The following is a 13731-nucleotide window of genomic DNA, read 5'->3' as shown; positions in this document are numbered from 1 at the left end:
CGGCCGACGGCCGATGTGATTCCCATGCTCTCCCAGGAGCCAGGTGCTACGATCGCCTCGCCCCATTGGGGCCAACCCAGGGAGTGAACGATGCAAGACGAACCCGTCTATCGAAGAACCGACCTGGTCGGCAGCTCGAAGAAGTCCGTCAGTGATGCCATCGAAACCGCGATAGCCCGCGCAGCGAAGACACTGCGCCACATCGAATGGTTCGAGGTCGGCGAAATCCGCGGGCGTGTGCAGGATGGCAAAGTCTCCCAGTACCAGGTCAGCATAAAAGTCGGGTTCCGCGTCGAGGAATAACGGGGCGCCAATATTGACGACAGCGAGGCATGCGAGGTCGGCGTCTTGCCGGCCGATGGAAGGGCGTTGCCGAACATTGCATGCCCCCTGCGGCGCCTTACAGTCTGCTCAGAAAGCAACAACATGATCCTGAACTTCGCTTGGCTTCGCGCGGCTTCGGAGCAAATGGTCGTTTGCGCGATGGAGAACGCCGCGCTGCCCCGCTGAGGCGCAAGCCGCGGGGCTCGGGCTGGTAGCACCTGGATCATCGGGTGCGGACCAGGAACCCACCGATGGCGAAGCGTTCCGACACCCAGCACATCATTCTCAGCCACGCCAGCCAGCGCGATGACCGCCTGGCGGTCCCGCCCGAATGGCTGCCTGCAGGCGCGCGACAGACCTTGGCGAAGTCCCTGATCAGGCAGGGGTTGGTCAGCGATGAGCCTACCAGTGCCCACAACGCGCGAGAGGCCTGGCAGATCGATGGGCAGCGCATCCTGTTGCGCATCACTGACACGGGGCTGCGCGCCAACGGGCTGCTCCAGACCGTCCAATTGAAGGGACGGCCCACCGTGAAGGGGACGCGCTACGGCGGTCGCGGCATCTGGATGCTCTTCCCCGATCCATACGGCGCTATCCCGGGGCGGGACTGGTTCCTCCTCGGGCATGACGCCTTCTTCGCCTGGGTGAAGGACCGCCACGGGACGAACGCGAAGTGGGACGATTCCTGGAGCTACTCCTACCTCTCCCGTCCGCTCGCTGCCTTCCTCGAGCCCTTCAGCCATCGGCATTGGTGAAGGCATATGGCCATCATACGCGCTCACGCCGCGTCATCCAGGATCAACCGAGCCAGCACGCCCAACCGCCGCCTCCAAAAGGCAGCTTTGAATCATGCTTCCATCAGCCAGGGAATCCCTAGAGTCCACATGACCTAGAGCACGTTTCCCTCGAACGAATTCGAGAGATAATGTGTCTGACTAAATCGTGTTCCGATTCCCTAGCCTGTGCCGGTTAGGGCAGTGGCGATGGCGGAGGCCTTGGTGAGATTTCTGGGTTCGGATGTTCGCTGCGATGCGGGGTAGTCTGTCGTTGCCGCCGTGATCAATTCGCCGGCAATGACGCGACAGAGGCGGCGACTGCGACGACGAAGCGCTCCATCCGGCCGACCTTATCGTCCATACGCCACGCATAGGCGCCGAACGAGAAATCGATCGCCGGTTCGAACGCACGGCTGACGCCGCCGGCAGCCTCATGGGCGCGGGCGGTCATCGGATCGACGATAGCCCAGCCGAATCCGGCCTGGACGAGCTGCGCCGCGGAGAAGGCCTGCATCGTCTCGATTGCCACGCGAAACGGCGTGCCGCGCTGGGCGAAGACCTGCTCTGTTTCGATCCGCATAAGCGAATGCGCCGCCAGCGCGACCATGGGTTCGTCCGAGAGTATGTCTGGCGTCAGCTTATGCGGAATGCCTGCGAGGCGATGGCTGGCTGGTAGGATGACGCGCCCGTACATCGGGAAAGCGGCAACCTGTCGACCGATTTCTGGAGCGGGCGCAATCGACGCGAAGGCAATATCGCAGCGGCGCTGGGCTAGCATGCCTAGTGCCTGCTGCGACGGCACGATATGCAGCCGGACCAAGGGGGCGTCCGGCAGCACCTGCAACCCCTTTAGCACCTCCGGCAGCAGCGTGTTTCCCAGAGCCGGTATAGTGGCGACCGTCAGCACCCCGGAATGGCGGGTGCGGATCTGTTCCGCCGTATCCAGTACGCGCGCGAGGCCAAGGAAGGACCGTTCCACTTCGTCGTAGAGTTCGACGCCGTCTGTTGTGGCGTTCAGCCGCGTGCCGCGCCTCTCGAACAACCGTAGGCCAAGCCCCGTTTCAAGGTCAGCCAGCAGGCGACTGACCGAGGGCTGCGATATGTTCAGCATGCCCGCTGCTCGAGTGACGCTGCCGCTCTGCATCACGGCACGGAACGCTTCGACCATGCGATGGGTGATCATTCGCGAGCCCGCCCCTCATAGTATTTATGGATAATTACCCGAAGAAATACGATTGGACACTATGATGGTTCTGCCTTGATGATAATGCGAAGGCTTGAAAAGCCCCAGTCGCTCCGGCCGTCCTTTAGGGGAGATCACGACGTGCCCATCTTGAGGAGAAGCCTGCTGGCTGCGGCCGGCGCGAGCCTGCCCATGGCGGCCCTGGCCCAGAGCGGCGGCGCTGGTCCGATCCGGCTCGTCGTGCCTTTCGCGCCGGGCGGTTCGGTCGACGTGCTCGCGCGCCTGATGGCGCCGTATCTCGGCGAGCGGCTGCACCAGGAGGTGGTGGTGGAGAACCGGACCGGTGCTGCCGGCCTGATCGCCGCGGAAAATGTGGTGCAGTCGCCGGCGAACGGGACGAGCCTGCTGGTCGCCTCGGGCGGGCAGGTCACGATCGCGGCTGCGATGCCGCAGCCCCTCAGCTTCGATCCGATGCGCGACCTGGTGCCGGTCACCCATCTGGTCGACACGCCCTACATCTTCACCGTCGGTCCGTCGCTGCGCCAGCCCGGGCTGAACGAGATGATCGCCGATACCAAGGCCCGCCCCGGCAGCATCACCTACGCCTCGCCCGGGACCGGCTCCGTCACGCATCTGATGATGGAGATCCTGAACCAGGAGACGGGCGCGAGCTTCCTGCACGTCCCCTATCGCGGCACCGGCCAGGCCATGGCGGACCTGATGTCGGGTCGCGTGGACATGACGCTGGGCTCCGTCGCCTCGGTGAAGCCGGCGCTCGATCGCAACGAGTTGCGAGCGGTCGCCGCCGCAGGCCATGCGCGGCTGGCGCAGTTCCCGGCCTTGCCGACCACGACGGAGCTCGGCATCCCCGGCATGGATGTGCGCGTGTGGATTGGCCTCGTCACCCGCGCGGGCGCGCCGGCCCCCGCGATCGCACGGATGGACGAAGCGGTGCGGACGGTCCTCGCGCTGCCGGAGTTGCGGGCGCGGCTCGAGCCGCTGATCCTGGTCCCGGTGGGCGATGGCCCCGCCGCCTTCGGCGCGACGCTGGCGGAGGATGCGGCGCGCTGGAAGCGCGTGGTCACGCGCGGGAGTATCACCCTGAACTGATGCGCCGCGCGGGGCCAGGGTCCCGCGCGCGCCAAGGATGCCCCGCATGGACACCGATGCGATCATCGCCACGCTGCGGCGATACGACACGCCCACCGTCTGGAATGCCCTGACGAAGCTGCGGGGCCACAGCATCGAGGGGCTGACGTTCGGCCGCCCCATCACCAGCGATCCCGCCATGCGGATGGTCGGCTACGCGGTGACGGCATGCATGACCTCCGACGCCCCTGCCCCGCTGACCCAGGCGGAGAAGGAGCGCATCCGCTTCGGCTACTACCGCATGGTCAACAGCGGGCCGGGGCCGCGCATCGTCGTGATGCAGGACGTGGGCGAGCGGCCTGGCCTCGGTTCCATCTGGGGCGAGGTGCATGCGGCGATCCATCGCGGCCTCGGCTGCGCGGGCGTGATCACCAATTGCGCGGTGCGCGACCTCGATGCGCTGGACGGCTTCCCCATCCTCGCGGGCAGCATCTGCCTCGGCAACGGCTTCACCCAGATCCGCGGCATCGGGGAACCGGTGAGCGTGTTCGGGCTGACGGTGCATCCCGGTGACCTGATCCATGCCGACCGTCATGGCGCGATGATCGTGCCGCCCGACCACCTCGATGCCCTTCCCGGCGCGATCGAAGCCCTGCTGGCGAACGAGCAGACCATGATCCGCGCGACCCGTGCGCCCGGCTTCGATGCCGAGGCGCTCATCTCCCTTTGGCAGAAGACGCACTGATGAAGATCCTGGTCATCGATCCGCTCTACGACACCGTGCCGGACGTGGAGGAATCCGCGGCGGGCCCGGGCGTCGAGCTCGTCTTCCGCCGCTCGGTGCAGGGCACCCTGCCCGATCCCGGCGACTATGCGGGCGTGGATGCGGTGCTGAACTGCCGCAGCGCGCACCGATTGCCGGCGGAGATCATCGCGCAACTCGACTGTTGCCGATGCATCGCGCAGGGCGGCGTCGGCTACGGCCACGTCGATCTGAAGGCGGCCGGAGAGCGCGGTATTCCCGTGATCAACACGCCGGATTACGGCACGACTGAGGTCGCGGATCATGCGGTCGGGCTATCGCTCGCCCTGCTGCGCGGCATCCAGGCCTATGACCGTCGGCTGCGTCGGTCCAACGACAGCTGGGATGCGCGGCTGCTGAAGACCGTGAAGCGGCTCGGCGGCGTGCGGGTGGGGCTGGTGGGGCTCGGACGGATCGGCACCGCCGCCGCGCGTCGTTTCGAAGCCTTCGGCATGAAGGTCGGCTACTTCGATCCGCATCTGCCGGTCGGGCATCAACTCTCCTTCGGGTGGGAGAGGTTCGACACGCTGGACGCGCTGCTCGCGCGCAGCGACCTGCTCAGCATCCATTGCCTGCTGAATGAGGAGACGCGCCGCATGATCGACGCGCGGGCGCTGGCCCTGCTGCCCGAGGGTGCGGTGCTGGTGAACACCGCGCGCGGCGGCATCGTGGACTTTGCCGCCGTGAGCGATGCGCTGCGCAGCGGCCATCTCGGCGCCGCTGGTCTCGATGTCTTCGAGGAGGAGCCGCTGGACCGTGCGGATCCGCTGATCAAGGCCTGGGCCGCCGGCGAGGAATGGCTCGACGAGCGGCTGATCCTCACGCCGCATTCGGCCTTCTACAGCACGGCGAGCATCCTCGACATCCGCCGCCTGTCCATGACCTATCTGGTCGATTACCTGCGCAGCGGCCGGCTGCGCACCTGTGTGAATCCGCAGTACCTCGTGAATCCGCGGTGAAGGCGCTGCCGACCAGCATCGCCGGACTGCGCGAGAAGGCGCATCGCAATTTGCCGCGTTTCGTCGTGGATTACCTGGAAGGCGGGGCCGGACAGCAGCGTACCCTTGCGCGCAACAGGGCTGCGCTGGATGGGCTGGCTCTCCTGCCGCGCACGCTGCGGGACGTCTCGCAGGTCGATGTCACGACCCGGCTGTTGGGCTTCGACATGGCGGCGCCCGTGATGGTGGCGCCCACCGGCGTCGCCGGCATGATGCGGCCGGGTGCAGATGGGATGCTGGCGCGGGCGGCGGCGCGGATGGGCGTGCCGTTCATTCTCAGCGCTGCGTCGAACATGCCGGTCGAAGAGGTCACGAAGGCCGGCGGGCAGGTCTGGATGCAGGCCTATCCGCTGCGCGACCGGGACGCGACGCAGCGGCTTCTGGCGCGCGCGCGGGATGCGGGTTGTGTGGGGCTGGCGCTGACCGTCGATACCCCGGTCGCCGGCATCCGCCATTGGGAGGCACGGCATTTCACGCCGTCGGGGCGGCCACGCCTGCGCACGCGGATCGACGCGCTGTGCCATCCCGCCTGGCTGGCAGCGACGCTGCGGCACGGACCGCCGCGCTTTCCCAACATTTCGATGGACCTGCCGGACAACAGCCTCCAGGCCGAGCGCAGGGCCATCAACGAGGGCAAGGATCCCGCCTTCACCTTCGATGGCCTCACACGCCTGCGGGAAGCATGGCGAGAGCCGCTCATCGTGAAGGGCGTGGTGGCTCCGGAGGATGTCGCGCGCATCGCGACAATCGGCGTGGACGCCGTGGTGCTGAGCAACCACGGCGGACGGCAACTCGACGGTATGGTCTCGACCGTGGAGATGCTTACTGCCTGCCTGCAGGCCGCGGGGAGGATGCCACTGCTGCTGGATGGCGGCATTCGCGATGGCGTGGATATCGCGAAGGTCCTGGCGCTGGGAGCCAAGGCCGTGCTGGTCGGCCGTGTCCCGCTCTATGGCCTGGCGGCGGCAGGCGAGGCCGGTGTTGTTCGGGCGCTCGAGCTTCTCCTCGAGGAGCTCAGGCGGGTGACGGCGCTGCTCGGCCGTCCGGATATCAGCGCCCTGGACCCGTTCAGCATCGTGTCCATGTAAGGGCTGGGTCGGGCTCTCCGCTGAGACCGGCAGTGCCGGGATGACGATAGGCGCACAGCCGCCCACAGGAAGCTCGTCTTCACCGGGGCGCGTGGCCAGCGGGCGCTCAGCGGGATCGTCATCGCGCCGCCGTCATGCATGACATAGGCTTGTGAGTGTTCGTCGATACCAGAGCCTGCGTTGATGACCTCGCCATCCACAGCGCCGCCGCCCCGCTTCACCATGACGTACCCCTCCGAAGCGGAGGGCTTCGAATACGATCGCGAACTGCCATTTCGGGTTGGCATCTTCGCAGATCTGGCCGGAGATTCAACGATCGGACTACCTCCGCCGGCAGAGCGCTGCTTCCTCGTGCTCACCGGCGACGGGATCGCAGGTGCGATGGCGCGCCTGAAGCCGGGCCTTCGGCTCACACTTCACGAGCCCGAGGAAGGCCTATCGACCGAGGTAGTGCTGGCTTTCCGCAGCCTGGCCGATTTCGAACCGATCGGCTTATCGCGGCAACTTGCCGCGGCCGGCGTGACGCCGACGCTCGATCGCCTCGAGGGCATCAGGAAGAACGAACGCCTCCTGCGCCTTGAAGCCGCCTGGCGCGGGCTTGATCTGCTCACCGCACGCGCCGGCACCGACGCCGCCGTCGAGATCTGTGTCCTGCCGATCTCCCGCGCGGAGTTCGCAAATGTGCTGCGTCCATCAGATGGGGTCACGGTGGAATGGCTGCGGCGGCGTATCCACGATGACACCTTCCTACGCCGCGGCGCCGAGCCCTTTGCGTTGCTGCTCAGCGATCTGGCTTGGACGGACGCGGCCGAAGACATCGAGACACTCGACCTGATGGCGGGGATCGCTACCTCGACCTTCTCGCCCTTCGTCTCCGCCGCTCAGGAAGCCCTATTGGGCTTGGCCGGAAGAGCCTGTCCAAACGCAACGGCAGGGACGTCGGAAGCGGCCTGGCGTGCGCTAGGCGCCTCGGAGGCATCACGCTTCCTCGTCCTAACCACGCCGCCGACAATCGGCGGGATACCCACGCCCTTTCTGGTGACAACCTCCCTCCGGCGCCTGCTGGCCTCCCCGCAGGAACTGCTGCCGCTGCTCAGCACCACCATCACCGGTCCGGATGGTGCCGGTCAGGTCCAGCAGCTGCTCCGCCGGGCGGAGCGCCTCACCCAGCGGTGGGACAGCATGCCGCCCACTGAGATCCGGGAGATGCTGCTGCGGCTGCTGCCGAGGGTCGTCGTGCATCCCGAGCAGGTCGAGCTGCATCTCACCGCGCAGGACCTGCCGGCGGTCCTGCGCGGTGAGGCGGCGTCGGTCAGGACCGACATCGACACTGCCTCCACCGAGGCAGGTGCACCCAGCGCCGCGCCGATCCCGATCTACATCATCACCGTCCCGGCCCGGCTGCGCCGGGCCGGGATCGAGATGGCATTGGTGGTCGATGGCGAGCAGCAGCCATCGCGGACCGACCCGGCGCTGATCCGTCTCGTCGCGCGCGCCCAGGCGCTGCGCGATCGGCTGGTCCTGGACGATGGTGTCAGCGCCGACGACTTCGCCACGCGAGAAGGCGTCACCCAATCCTGGGTCACTCGGCTGGTCCGCATCGCCTATCTCGCGCCCGACATCGTGGCCGCGATCCTCGAGGGAAAGCAGCCGGTCGAGCTGACCGCCAACCGGCTGCTGCAGGACACCCGCCTGCCAATCGCCTGGACCTAGCAGCGCGCCCGCCTCGGGCTTCCATGAGCGCCGCACCGCTGCCAGCCGCGCCGCCGGCGCATCATCATCGCCACGCCGCACCGGCGGCACATCCTATCTCAGCATCCTCAGGGCAGTAGCTCTCAAGCCTGCGTCGGCTGACTGCTCCGCTCGCGGAAATGATCGGACGCTCCCCGACCCCTACACTCCGGGTATTTCGTCCAAAACCATCACAAAGAAAGTAGTGCCGTAGTGGCGCGCAGAGACAGGCCGCCAAAATAGCGCAGTATCCGCCAAAAATCGGACTGCTAGAGACACACCGACGCACCCCCGCGAGGGCAAAGGGCGGCCACGTGCGGGCCTTCCAGCGGGATGCTGGAAAGTCAAAAAATCATTCTGAATCAATTATTTAGGAGGTTGTTGACAGGGTGTCACGCATACCACAGCCTTATCTGCCGCATACGCGTCCTATCTGTTCTTGAACCCACGACTTGCCCCGCGATGTGCGTCAAGTGCAGGAGTTCACCCGACCGCGGACTTATGCACACACCTAACCGTTTCATCCACGCAACCGTTGGGCGAGCAGCGGCATCGCATAGGCTGCGACCCACCGACGGACAGCCACCCACCTGACTGGTTCCGTGGCGCGATCTTCTGGCGCATGATCCACACTGGGAGGCGCCGGCTATGGAGAAGATCGACGCGAAGTTGTTGGGCATGGTGTCCGTGACGCTGCTGACCAGGCTGACCGGACATATGGAGCGGACGGGGATCCTACCGCTAGGATGGACTGCCGACGAACTGCGCCAAGCCGCCGCGGCAGCCGAGAACAACATCCTTCACGGGTCAGACCCCGAGCTGCACCACGCGTTCGCCAAAGCGCTGTGCCGGATTGCTGATCTCAGCCTACAGGCATTGCCCGATGCGGCTGACGACGGCCGCCCGACGGAGGCCAGCGCCCTTCACGCCGTCGGGCCCGAGGACGAGGCACGCGGCGGGCACGAGGCGCCGGGGCCTCCGTCCCGGTAACTGCGCCCGGCGCGCCTTTGCTGGCCGATCCCGCTTCTCGTCAGGCGCCACAACGATCGGCGAACCGTCAGTCAGCCGCCATCGCTGCGGCGCGTTCATCCGTCCAAACGCACGGCAGCGCCCGAACCGGATCCTTGGCCGGCAGCCGCGCTGTATTGCAACGGCGGTCCACTTCGGTGGCCAGCATTTGCTATGCCGATAAGCCGATGGCCCGCAAGTATCCTGCCTACCTCTACACCTATCCCCCGCATGCTCGACGGGCGGTGCTCGATGCCAACTTCGCGGAAGGCGCTTTGGCGGCACTTTCCCGCTACCCGGCTTATGGCGCGCTCACGGCGTACCATCACAAGGCGTTCTGGGCCGAGTTGGGCAGAGCTTTGCAGGAGCACGACGCCGCGACGGTAGCTGGGACGTGCGAGATACTGGCGGAGATGCTGACCGCGAGGCGCATTACAGTTGGCAGGGCGGCAGGGCTGGCGCGAGATTGGCGCCTCCGCCGGTTGGGATAGGCGCCAATCGATGTGCAGAGTTGGCGAAGGCGGGCTTTCGGGTCGAGCAGTTGCCCGGAGGATGAGGCACCGCGCCACGCCAATGGCCTCGGGGCGCGGATGGCGGCCTCGCCAGCAGAGGCAAGTCTTTTGGCTTGCACGGCCTGCTTGCCGGTCAGGCCGATTTCAGCGATCGTCACCGAAGCGTTTCCGTCTGGCACGCTTTTTGGTCGGCCGGTCTGCGCGACCTCACCCCGCTCCTGAGCCGCCTTCAATTCCGCGCCGATCCGCGCTTGTCGACTTGGAACAGAAGTTGAGATGCCAACAGGATCAAGCGTGCCGCCTCGGGCCGGCCCATCTCGACCTCACGATGGCTGCCCGGGTTCTTCGCGTAGCCGATGGCACCGGCAAATAGGTGCATCTCGGCCTCGCGCTCCGGGCCGGGCAGCGCTTGGTCACGGAGTGGATCCGTTTCCTTGTGGAACGCAGATCGCATCAGGGTGACGCCTAACTCGTTGGGCAGTCCCGCGGCAGCACGCACAGCTACTTCAACTGCCTTGAAGGCCTGGAAAACCGCCACATCGTGGTCGCCGCGCAGGAACATGGCATGCACCTTCTCGGAGATAACGGGGTGGACCAATCCCAATGGGAGGATGCCGGCGTCGCGGTATGCCGCCACGTTAGCGCGCGTCTTCAACAGCCGACCGCGCCGAGTGAGGATGCGAAACTGTGTGCCACCGCCGGATATCTGCGAGGGGTCGGGAATGATGAGGCCCATCGTCTCCAGCCACGCCAACGCCTCACAGATAGCAAGCATCACCTCGTCTCTTTGCGCCCGCGGCCAGGCATCTGACGTTCTTTGGGCCAGCCGCTGGTTGATCTCCTGCGGGTGAAAGCGTTCTCGGAGGCGTCCGTCCTCGGGGGTCTGAGCCAGTTCAATGATGACGCCTCCAAGCTCTTCCGGCTCGAGCGCGAGGGCGATCTCAGCCCCACCGATCACTTGCGTAAGATCCACGGATCCACCCCCGCCACTGATCTGAGCCTATCAGGCGCCATTGAACTTCTCAGGCAGAGAAAGATTCAGCACTGCCGAGCGGCCCGCTCCCAGCCATGCCCCGCGACTTTTCGGGCCAAAATCGTGCGGTCCACGGCATCGGAACAACGAAACCCACCGGGCCGATGCGCGTTAGGTGAGTGGGAGCGGCTCCCTGCTCCCACCCTGATTACCCCACTCCGCCCCGGCTGTCCCCCCAACGGTCGGAGCATTTTCTTGCGGTGCAATCCGGATCACACGCTGCCGAAACGCTCCCGCGCTATCCTCGCGGCGGCATGGGAAGCCGGCGTGAATGCCCCCGGCCTGCTTCCTGCTTACGGAGCCCCGGTCGTCCTTGCGGATGGCCGGGGTTTTCATTTGGTGCGTCGGCATCCGGGATCCGCCCGCCGCGCGTGGCATCGCGCCGCACGTCGCGTTCGCTGCGTCCAGTGCGGGAGGCTGTGTCGGCGGTGAAGCGGTCGGAGGGTTCGCCAACTTGGCGAACCCTCGTGCGCTGGTTTGCTCCGTTGCGCGTCTCGGGATGGATCGCCTCTTAAATCTCCTTGCGGCGTCTCGTGAACAGCGCCCGCCGCTGGCATCATCACCGCGGCGCCCTCGCAGGATACATCGCCAGCAGAAGCATGGTTCCCATCCCGATCACCGTTGCGACGGCCGCTGCGGCACCCCCGCCGGCGAAAAGGTGAAGCGCGCCAACGGTCGCCGCTGTCGCCACGGTCGCCACGAACACCCGCACAAGCCGGCTGCGAAAGATCAGTGCCAGCAATGCGGAAATCAGAAACACCGGCGGGCAATAGATCACCATCAGGATAACCGCCCAAACAGCCGCGCCCTCCGCTCCTACCTCCGAAAAGGCGCCCGCAATGGTGTAGCCGACGACGAAAACCACCATCAGCGCCAGGTGGGTGCCGACGATGCGGGCGGCAGGGCTCGTCGTCCACGCCATCTCACCCCCCTGCCGCTTCACCGCGCCTGCGGCACCGTTTGGACGGATGGCGCTCCGGTCGCCGCAGCGGCGCCGCTGCACGAGTACCGACCGAGTATGCGGCTGTTCTCATAAACCCCATTCGCCAGGACAGTTTCGGTGCCGACCGATATTGGTGAGCCGCACTTCGCGGCCGCGGCAGTTCGGGCGACCTCGCGTAGCCGCTCCACGCGGTTGCCCGCCACAGTCAGGGTTTCCGCCAGCATGTAGAGACCCGGCTGCGCGTAGGCATGGATCGTGACTGTGTCGCCTGCCCGATCAGCCTCAGTGTAGATCGTGCGGGTCTCGGGAATGCCGCGTTCGTTCGTCTCGATTCAATGCGTTGTCCGCTGCACGCAAGCAATGAGCACGAGAGATGCTGTGCCGACCACGAAGAACGTCATGCGGTTCATGGCATTCTCTCCGTATCGGAGCCGTGATCCTAGAACAAGGACTTCTCCGAGCTGAAGAATTTTGGCAGGCCCCACCGACCATCACACCAGCAGGCCCCGTGACTTTAGCGGGGAAAGTTGTTGGGGGACGACGGACCCGCCAGCGGCCCGCCTCAGTTCCAGCGGCCAAGCGACGCGAGGTGTCGGGCATCCGCACCAACTGCGTGATGATCCGGCGCGCGAGCTGATGCCGTATGCCTGCGCGGCGCCGCCGGCGAGGGAACCGACCGCCGAGCCATAGCCGCGCACCAGTGCTGTGCTGGCCTCATTGCGCCCGCGCGTCAGCGCGCTATCCGATGCCAGCCCCAGCCGACGCGTCCGATTGTTCGTGTTCGCCTCGACCGTGGCGATATCGCCCTCGGCCTGGGTGATGCTGTCCAGGCGGATCGCGTCGCCTGCGGCGCTGGTCAGGTCCAGACCGCGCCCGGCGCGCAATGCGTCTTGAGCCGACAGCACCATGCCGAGTTGCCGGCGCTTCGCCGCTGTCTCCTACTCGGCCGCCAGCCGCGCCGACCGCTGTTCCTCGGCCAACTGCGCCGCCTGCGCGCCCGCGCTCTCCCGCGCGGCCGCGGCCTGCTGCTGACCGGTGTAGATCGCCGTGCCAGCGGTGGCGGCGGCGGCGGCAGCGACTGCTACGGCTGCGATCGCCGCCGTTTCCATCAGCGCGGCACCGGCTTGAGGCCAACAGCCAACGCCCAGCCCGGCACGAGGTCGATGACTTCCTGCTCGGCTTGCGCCTCGCCGATGCTGGCGCCGGTCGCGCGGCGGCCCGCACGGTGCGCCGCGACCATCGCGCGCCAGCCGAATTGGCGTGCTTTGTTTTCTTCCTCGATGGTCGGAAATCTCGGGGCACCCAATTCCGCAAGAAGCAGAGCCCGGTTGTCGTGCCCGATGTGGTCGAGCGCCCGGCCCTCGTCGGTGTCCGGCTCGGGGATCGGGGCGTGCCGCGGCGGCTCGACGCCAATGGTTGCCGCCGCGACCCCGCCCTCCGGCAGGCGCAGCCCGAAGCACCCCCGCTGGAACGCCGGGCGGTGCTGGAACAAGTAGGCCAGCCGATCAAAGGCAAGCCGGTCGGCATCCTCCTGCGTCTCGCTGTCGCCTATTTCCAGCGCGGCGCGCAGCAGCGGCGGGACGTTCACGACATCCTCGCGCCGCCACCGCTTGTCGGTGTCGAGGAAGGCGACGATCGCTGCGGCTGCGTCGGTGGTGAGACGGATGCTGTTCTCGTGCCGCGTCGCACGTACCAGGCGGGCAGGCTGCGGGCCGCGTGCTGCCCGGTCGGGCCCGGGCATCAACTGCCGATCGCCGGGACTGCACCGTCAAGGCCAGATGACCCGCCGACACGATGCCCTCCAACGCAGAGACTTGCGCATCGCCAGCCTCGAGCGATGCGGCGAACTTCGTCATGCGGTCGCGCACCACGGCAATCGGATCGTCGATCCCCATTTCCGGGATCGGAGCGAGGCGCCTCATGCCGCCACCGCCTGGGCAGCGCCCTTGCGCACGAGCCGAACAGGCTACGCCGTCAGCAACACCACCAGATCGTCAGTCTTTACGACGGTGGAGCGGCTCGCCTTGAAGGCCGCCAGCTTGCCGGCGGCGATCCACCGATACAGCGTCTCATCCGAGCGGCCCGACCAGCGCGCGGCTTGCTGGATGTTCTGGAATGCGGGCGCCGGGGGCGCACTCGCGGGAGCGATGTAGTTCACTCTGCCTCCTGCAATTGTCGTCTGTGGAAGACGGTTGCAACAGGCGTCTTTGTGCGGGCTAGGCGGGTGGTCGCATGTCCCTCAAA

The 13731-nt window shown here is 66.6% G+C and carries 15 protein-coding genes; 8 read left to right on the top strand and 7 right to left on the bottom strand.

Going from position 1 to position 13731, the window contains the following annotated elements:
- Window positions 1-90 precede the first annotated feature (90 nt).
- Both AAFN86_RS08910 and AAFN86_RS08905 read left to right on the top strand, forming a co-directional pair.
- Window positions 91-303 (top strand): dodecin, encoded by a 213-nt coding sequence (locus tag AAFN86_RS08910; RefSeq protein WP_347542945.1) that lies wholly within the window; start codon window positions 91-93, stop codon window positions 301-303.
- Window positions 304-575: 272 nt separating this feature from the next.
- Window positions 576-1079, top strand: a complete 504-nt coding sequence (locus tag AAFN86_RS08905) for a hypothetical protein (RefSeq protein WP_347542944.1) — start codon at window positions 576-578, stop codon at window positions 1077-1079.
- Between the two features lie 304 nt (window positions 1080-1383).
- Here AAFN86_RS08905 and AAFN86_RS08900 read toward each other — a convergent pair whose 3' ends face one another.
- Window positions 1384-2283 carry a LysR substrate-binding domain-containing protein gene (locus AAFN86_RS08900; protein ID WP_347542943.1) on the bottom strand — a complete coding sequence of 300 codons (900 nt, stop codon included), beginning with the start codon at window positions 2281-2283 and terminating at the stop codon, window positions 1384-1386.
- Between the two features lie 141 nt (window positions 2284-2424).
- Here AAFN86_RS08900 and AAFN86_RS08895 point away from each other — a divergent pair, with 141 nt between their 5' ends.
- The 6 genes from AAFN86_RS08895 to AAFN86_RS08870 all read left to right on the top strand — a co-directional run bounded on the left by AAFN86_RS08895 (window position 2425) and on the right by AAFN86_RS08870 (window position 8981).
- Window positions 2425-3393 carry a tripartite tricarboxylate transporter substrate-binding protein gene (locus tag AAFN86_RS08895; protein WP_347542942.1) on the top strand — a complete coding sequence of 323 codons (969 nt, stop codon included), beginning with the start codon at window positions 2425-2427 and terminating at the stop codon, window positions 3391-3393.
- A 46-nt stretch (window positions 3394-3439) separates the two neighbouring features.
- On the top strand, window positions 3440-4117 hold the full coding sequence (locus AAFN86_RS08890; RefSeq protein ID WP_347542941.1) for an RraA family protein: 678 nt from the start codon (window positions 3440-3442) through the stop codon (window positions 4115-4117).
- Window positions 4117-5133 (top strand): C-terminal binding protein, encoded by a 1017-nt coding sequence (locus tag AAFN86_RS08885; RefSeq protein ID WP_347542940.1) that lies wholly within the window; start codon window positions 4117-4119, stop codon window positions 5131-5133. Before AAFN86_RS08890 ends, AAFN86_RS08885 begins: the two co-directional genes overlap by 1 nt.
- Complete coding sequence (locus tag AAFN86_RS08880) at window positions 5130-6260, top strand: alpha-hydroxy acid oxidase (RefSeq protein ID WP_347542939.1); 1131 nt, start codon at window positions 5130-5132, stop codon at window positions 6258-6260. Before AAFN86_RS08885 ends, AAFN86_RS08880 begins: the two co-directional genes overlap by 4 nt.
- Window positions 6261-6443: 183 nt before the next feature.
- Window positions 6444-7973 (top strand): type VI secretion system contractile sheath domain-containing protein, encoded by a 1530-nt coding sequence (locus AAFN86_RS08875; RefSeq protein WP_347542938.1) that lies wholly within the window; start codon window positions 6444-6446, stop codon window positions 7971-7973.
- 666 nt (window positions 7974-8639) lie between these two features.
- Window positions 8640-8981 (top strand): hypothetical protein, encoded by a 342-nt coding sequence (locus AAFN86_RS08870; protein WP_347542937.1) that lies wholly within the window; start codon window positions 8640-8642, stop codon window positions 8979-8981.
- A gap of 759 nt (window positions 8982-9740) precedes the next feature.
- On the opposite strand, the gene AAFN86_RS08865 is transcribed toward AAFN86_RS08870, so the two are convergent.
- From AAFN86_RS08865 to AAFN86_RS08840, 6 genes are all read right to left on the bottom strand, one after another.
- Window positions 9741-10484: a TIGR02391 family protein gene (locus AAFN86_RS08865; RefSeq protein ID WP_347542936.1), complete on the bottom strand. Its 744-nt coding sequence runs from the start codon at window positions 10482-10484 to the stop codon at window positions 9741-9743.
- A gap of 619 nt (window positions 10485-11103) precedes the next feature.
- The gene (locus AAFN86_RS08860) at window positions 11104-11466 is read right to left on the bottom strand and encodes a hypothetical protein (protein ID WP_347542935.1); all 363 of its coding nucleotides are present in this window, start codon (window positions 11464-11466) and stop codon (window positions 11104-11106) included.
- A gap of 512 nt (window positions 11467-11978) precedes the next feature.
- A complete protein-coding gene (locus tag AAFN86_RS08855) occupies window positions 11979-12395 on the bottom strand; it encodes a hypothetical protein (RefSeq protein ID WP_347542934.1) in 417 nt (138 codons plus the stop codon).
- A gap of 30 nt (window positions 12396-12425) precedes the next feature.
- The gene (locus tag AAFN86_RS08850; RefSeq protein WP_347542933.1) at window positions 12426-12596 is read right to left on the bottom strand and encodes a hypothetical protein; all 171 of its coding nucleotides are present in this window, start codon (window positions 12594-12596) and stop codon (window positions 12426-12428) included.
- Window positions 12596-13228: a hypothetical protein gene (locus AAFN86_RS08845; protein ID WP_347542932.1), complete on the bottom strand. Its 633-nt coding sequence runs from the start codon at window positions 13226-13228 to the stop codon at window positions 12596-12598. The genes AAFN86_RS08850 and AAFN86_RS08845 overlap by 1 nt, the downstream gene beginning before the upstream one ends.
- A gap of 225 nt (window positions 13229-13453) precedes the next feature.
- The gene (locus AAFN86_RS08840; RefSeq protein WP_347542931.1) at window positions 13454-13645 is read right to left on the bottom strand and encodes a helix-turn-helix domain-containing protein; all 192 of its coding nucleotides are present in this window, start codon (window positions 13643-13645) and stop codon (window positions 13454-13456) included.
- Window positions 13646-13731 lie beyond the last annotated feature (86 nt).

The sequence above is a fragment of the Roseomonas sp. CAU 1739 genome, from assembly GCF_039839775.1.
GTDB lineage: Bacteria > Pseudomonadota > Alphaproteobacteria > Acetobacterales > Acetobacteraceae > Neoroseomonas.
This window is presented reverse-complemented; position numbering and strand designations above follow the sequence as displayed.

Excerpts from the sequence above, each read along its gene's own strand:
- AAFN86_RS08910 (WP_347542945.1), top strand. The coding sequence starts at position 91 with ATGCAAGACGAACCCGTCTATCGAAGAACCGACCTGGTCGGCAGCTCG.
- AAFN86_RS08905 (WP_347542944.1), top strand. The coding sequence starts at position 576 with ATGGCGAAGCGTTCCGACACCCAGCACATCATTCTCAGCCACGCCAGC.
- AAFN86_RS08900 (WP_347542943.1), bottom strand. The coding sequence starts at position 2,283 with ATGATCACCCATCGCATGGTCGAAGCGTTCCGTGCCGTGATGCAGAGC.
- AAFN86_RS08890 (WP_347542941.1), top strand. The coding sequence starts at position 3,440 with ATGGACACCGATGCGATCATCGCCACGCTGCGGCGATACGACACGCCC.
- AAFN86_RS08885 (WP_347542940.1), top strand. The coding sequence starts at position 4,117 with ATGAAGATCCTGGTCATCGATCCGCTCTACGACACCGTGCCGGACGTG.
- AAFN86_RS08875 (WP_347542938.1), top strand. The coding sequence starts at position 6,444 with ATGACCTCGCCATCCACAGCGCCGCCGCCCCGCTTCACCATGACGTAC.
- AAFN86_RS08870 (WP_347542937.1), top strand. The coding sequence starts at position 8,640 with ATGGAGAAGATCGACGCGAAGTTGTTGGGCATGGTGTCCGTGACGCTG.
- AAFN86_RS08860 (WP_347542935.1), bottom strand. The coding sequence starts at position 11,466 with ATGGCGTGGACGACGAGCCCTGCCGCCCGCATCGTCGGCACCCACCTG.
- AAFN86_RS08855 (WP_347542934.1), bottom strand. The coding sequence starts at position 12,395 with ATGGTGCTGTCGGCTCAAGACGCATTGCGCGCCGGGCGCGGTCTGGAC.
- AAFN86_RS08850 (WP_347542933.1), bottom strand. The coding sequence starts at position 12,596 with ATGGAAACGGCGGCGATCGCAGCCGTAGCAGTCGCTGCCGCCGCCGCC.
- AAFN86_RS08845 (WP_347542932.1), bottom strand. The coding sequence starts at position 13,228 with ATGCCCGGGCCCGACCGGGCAGCACGCGGCCCGCAGCCTGCCCGCCTG.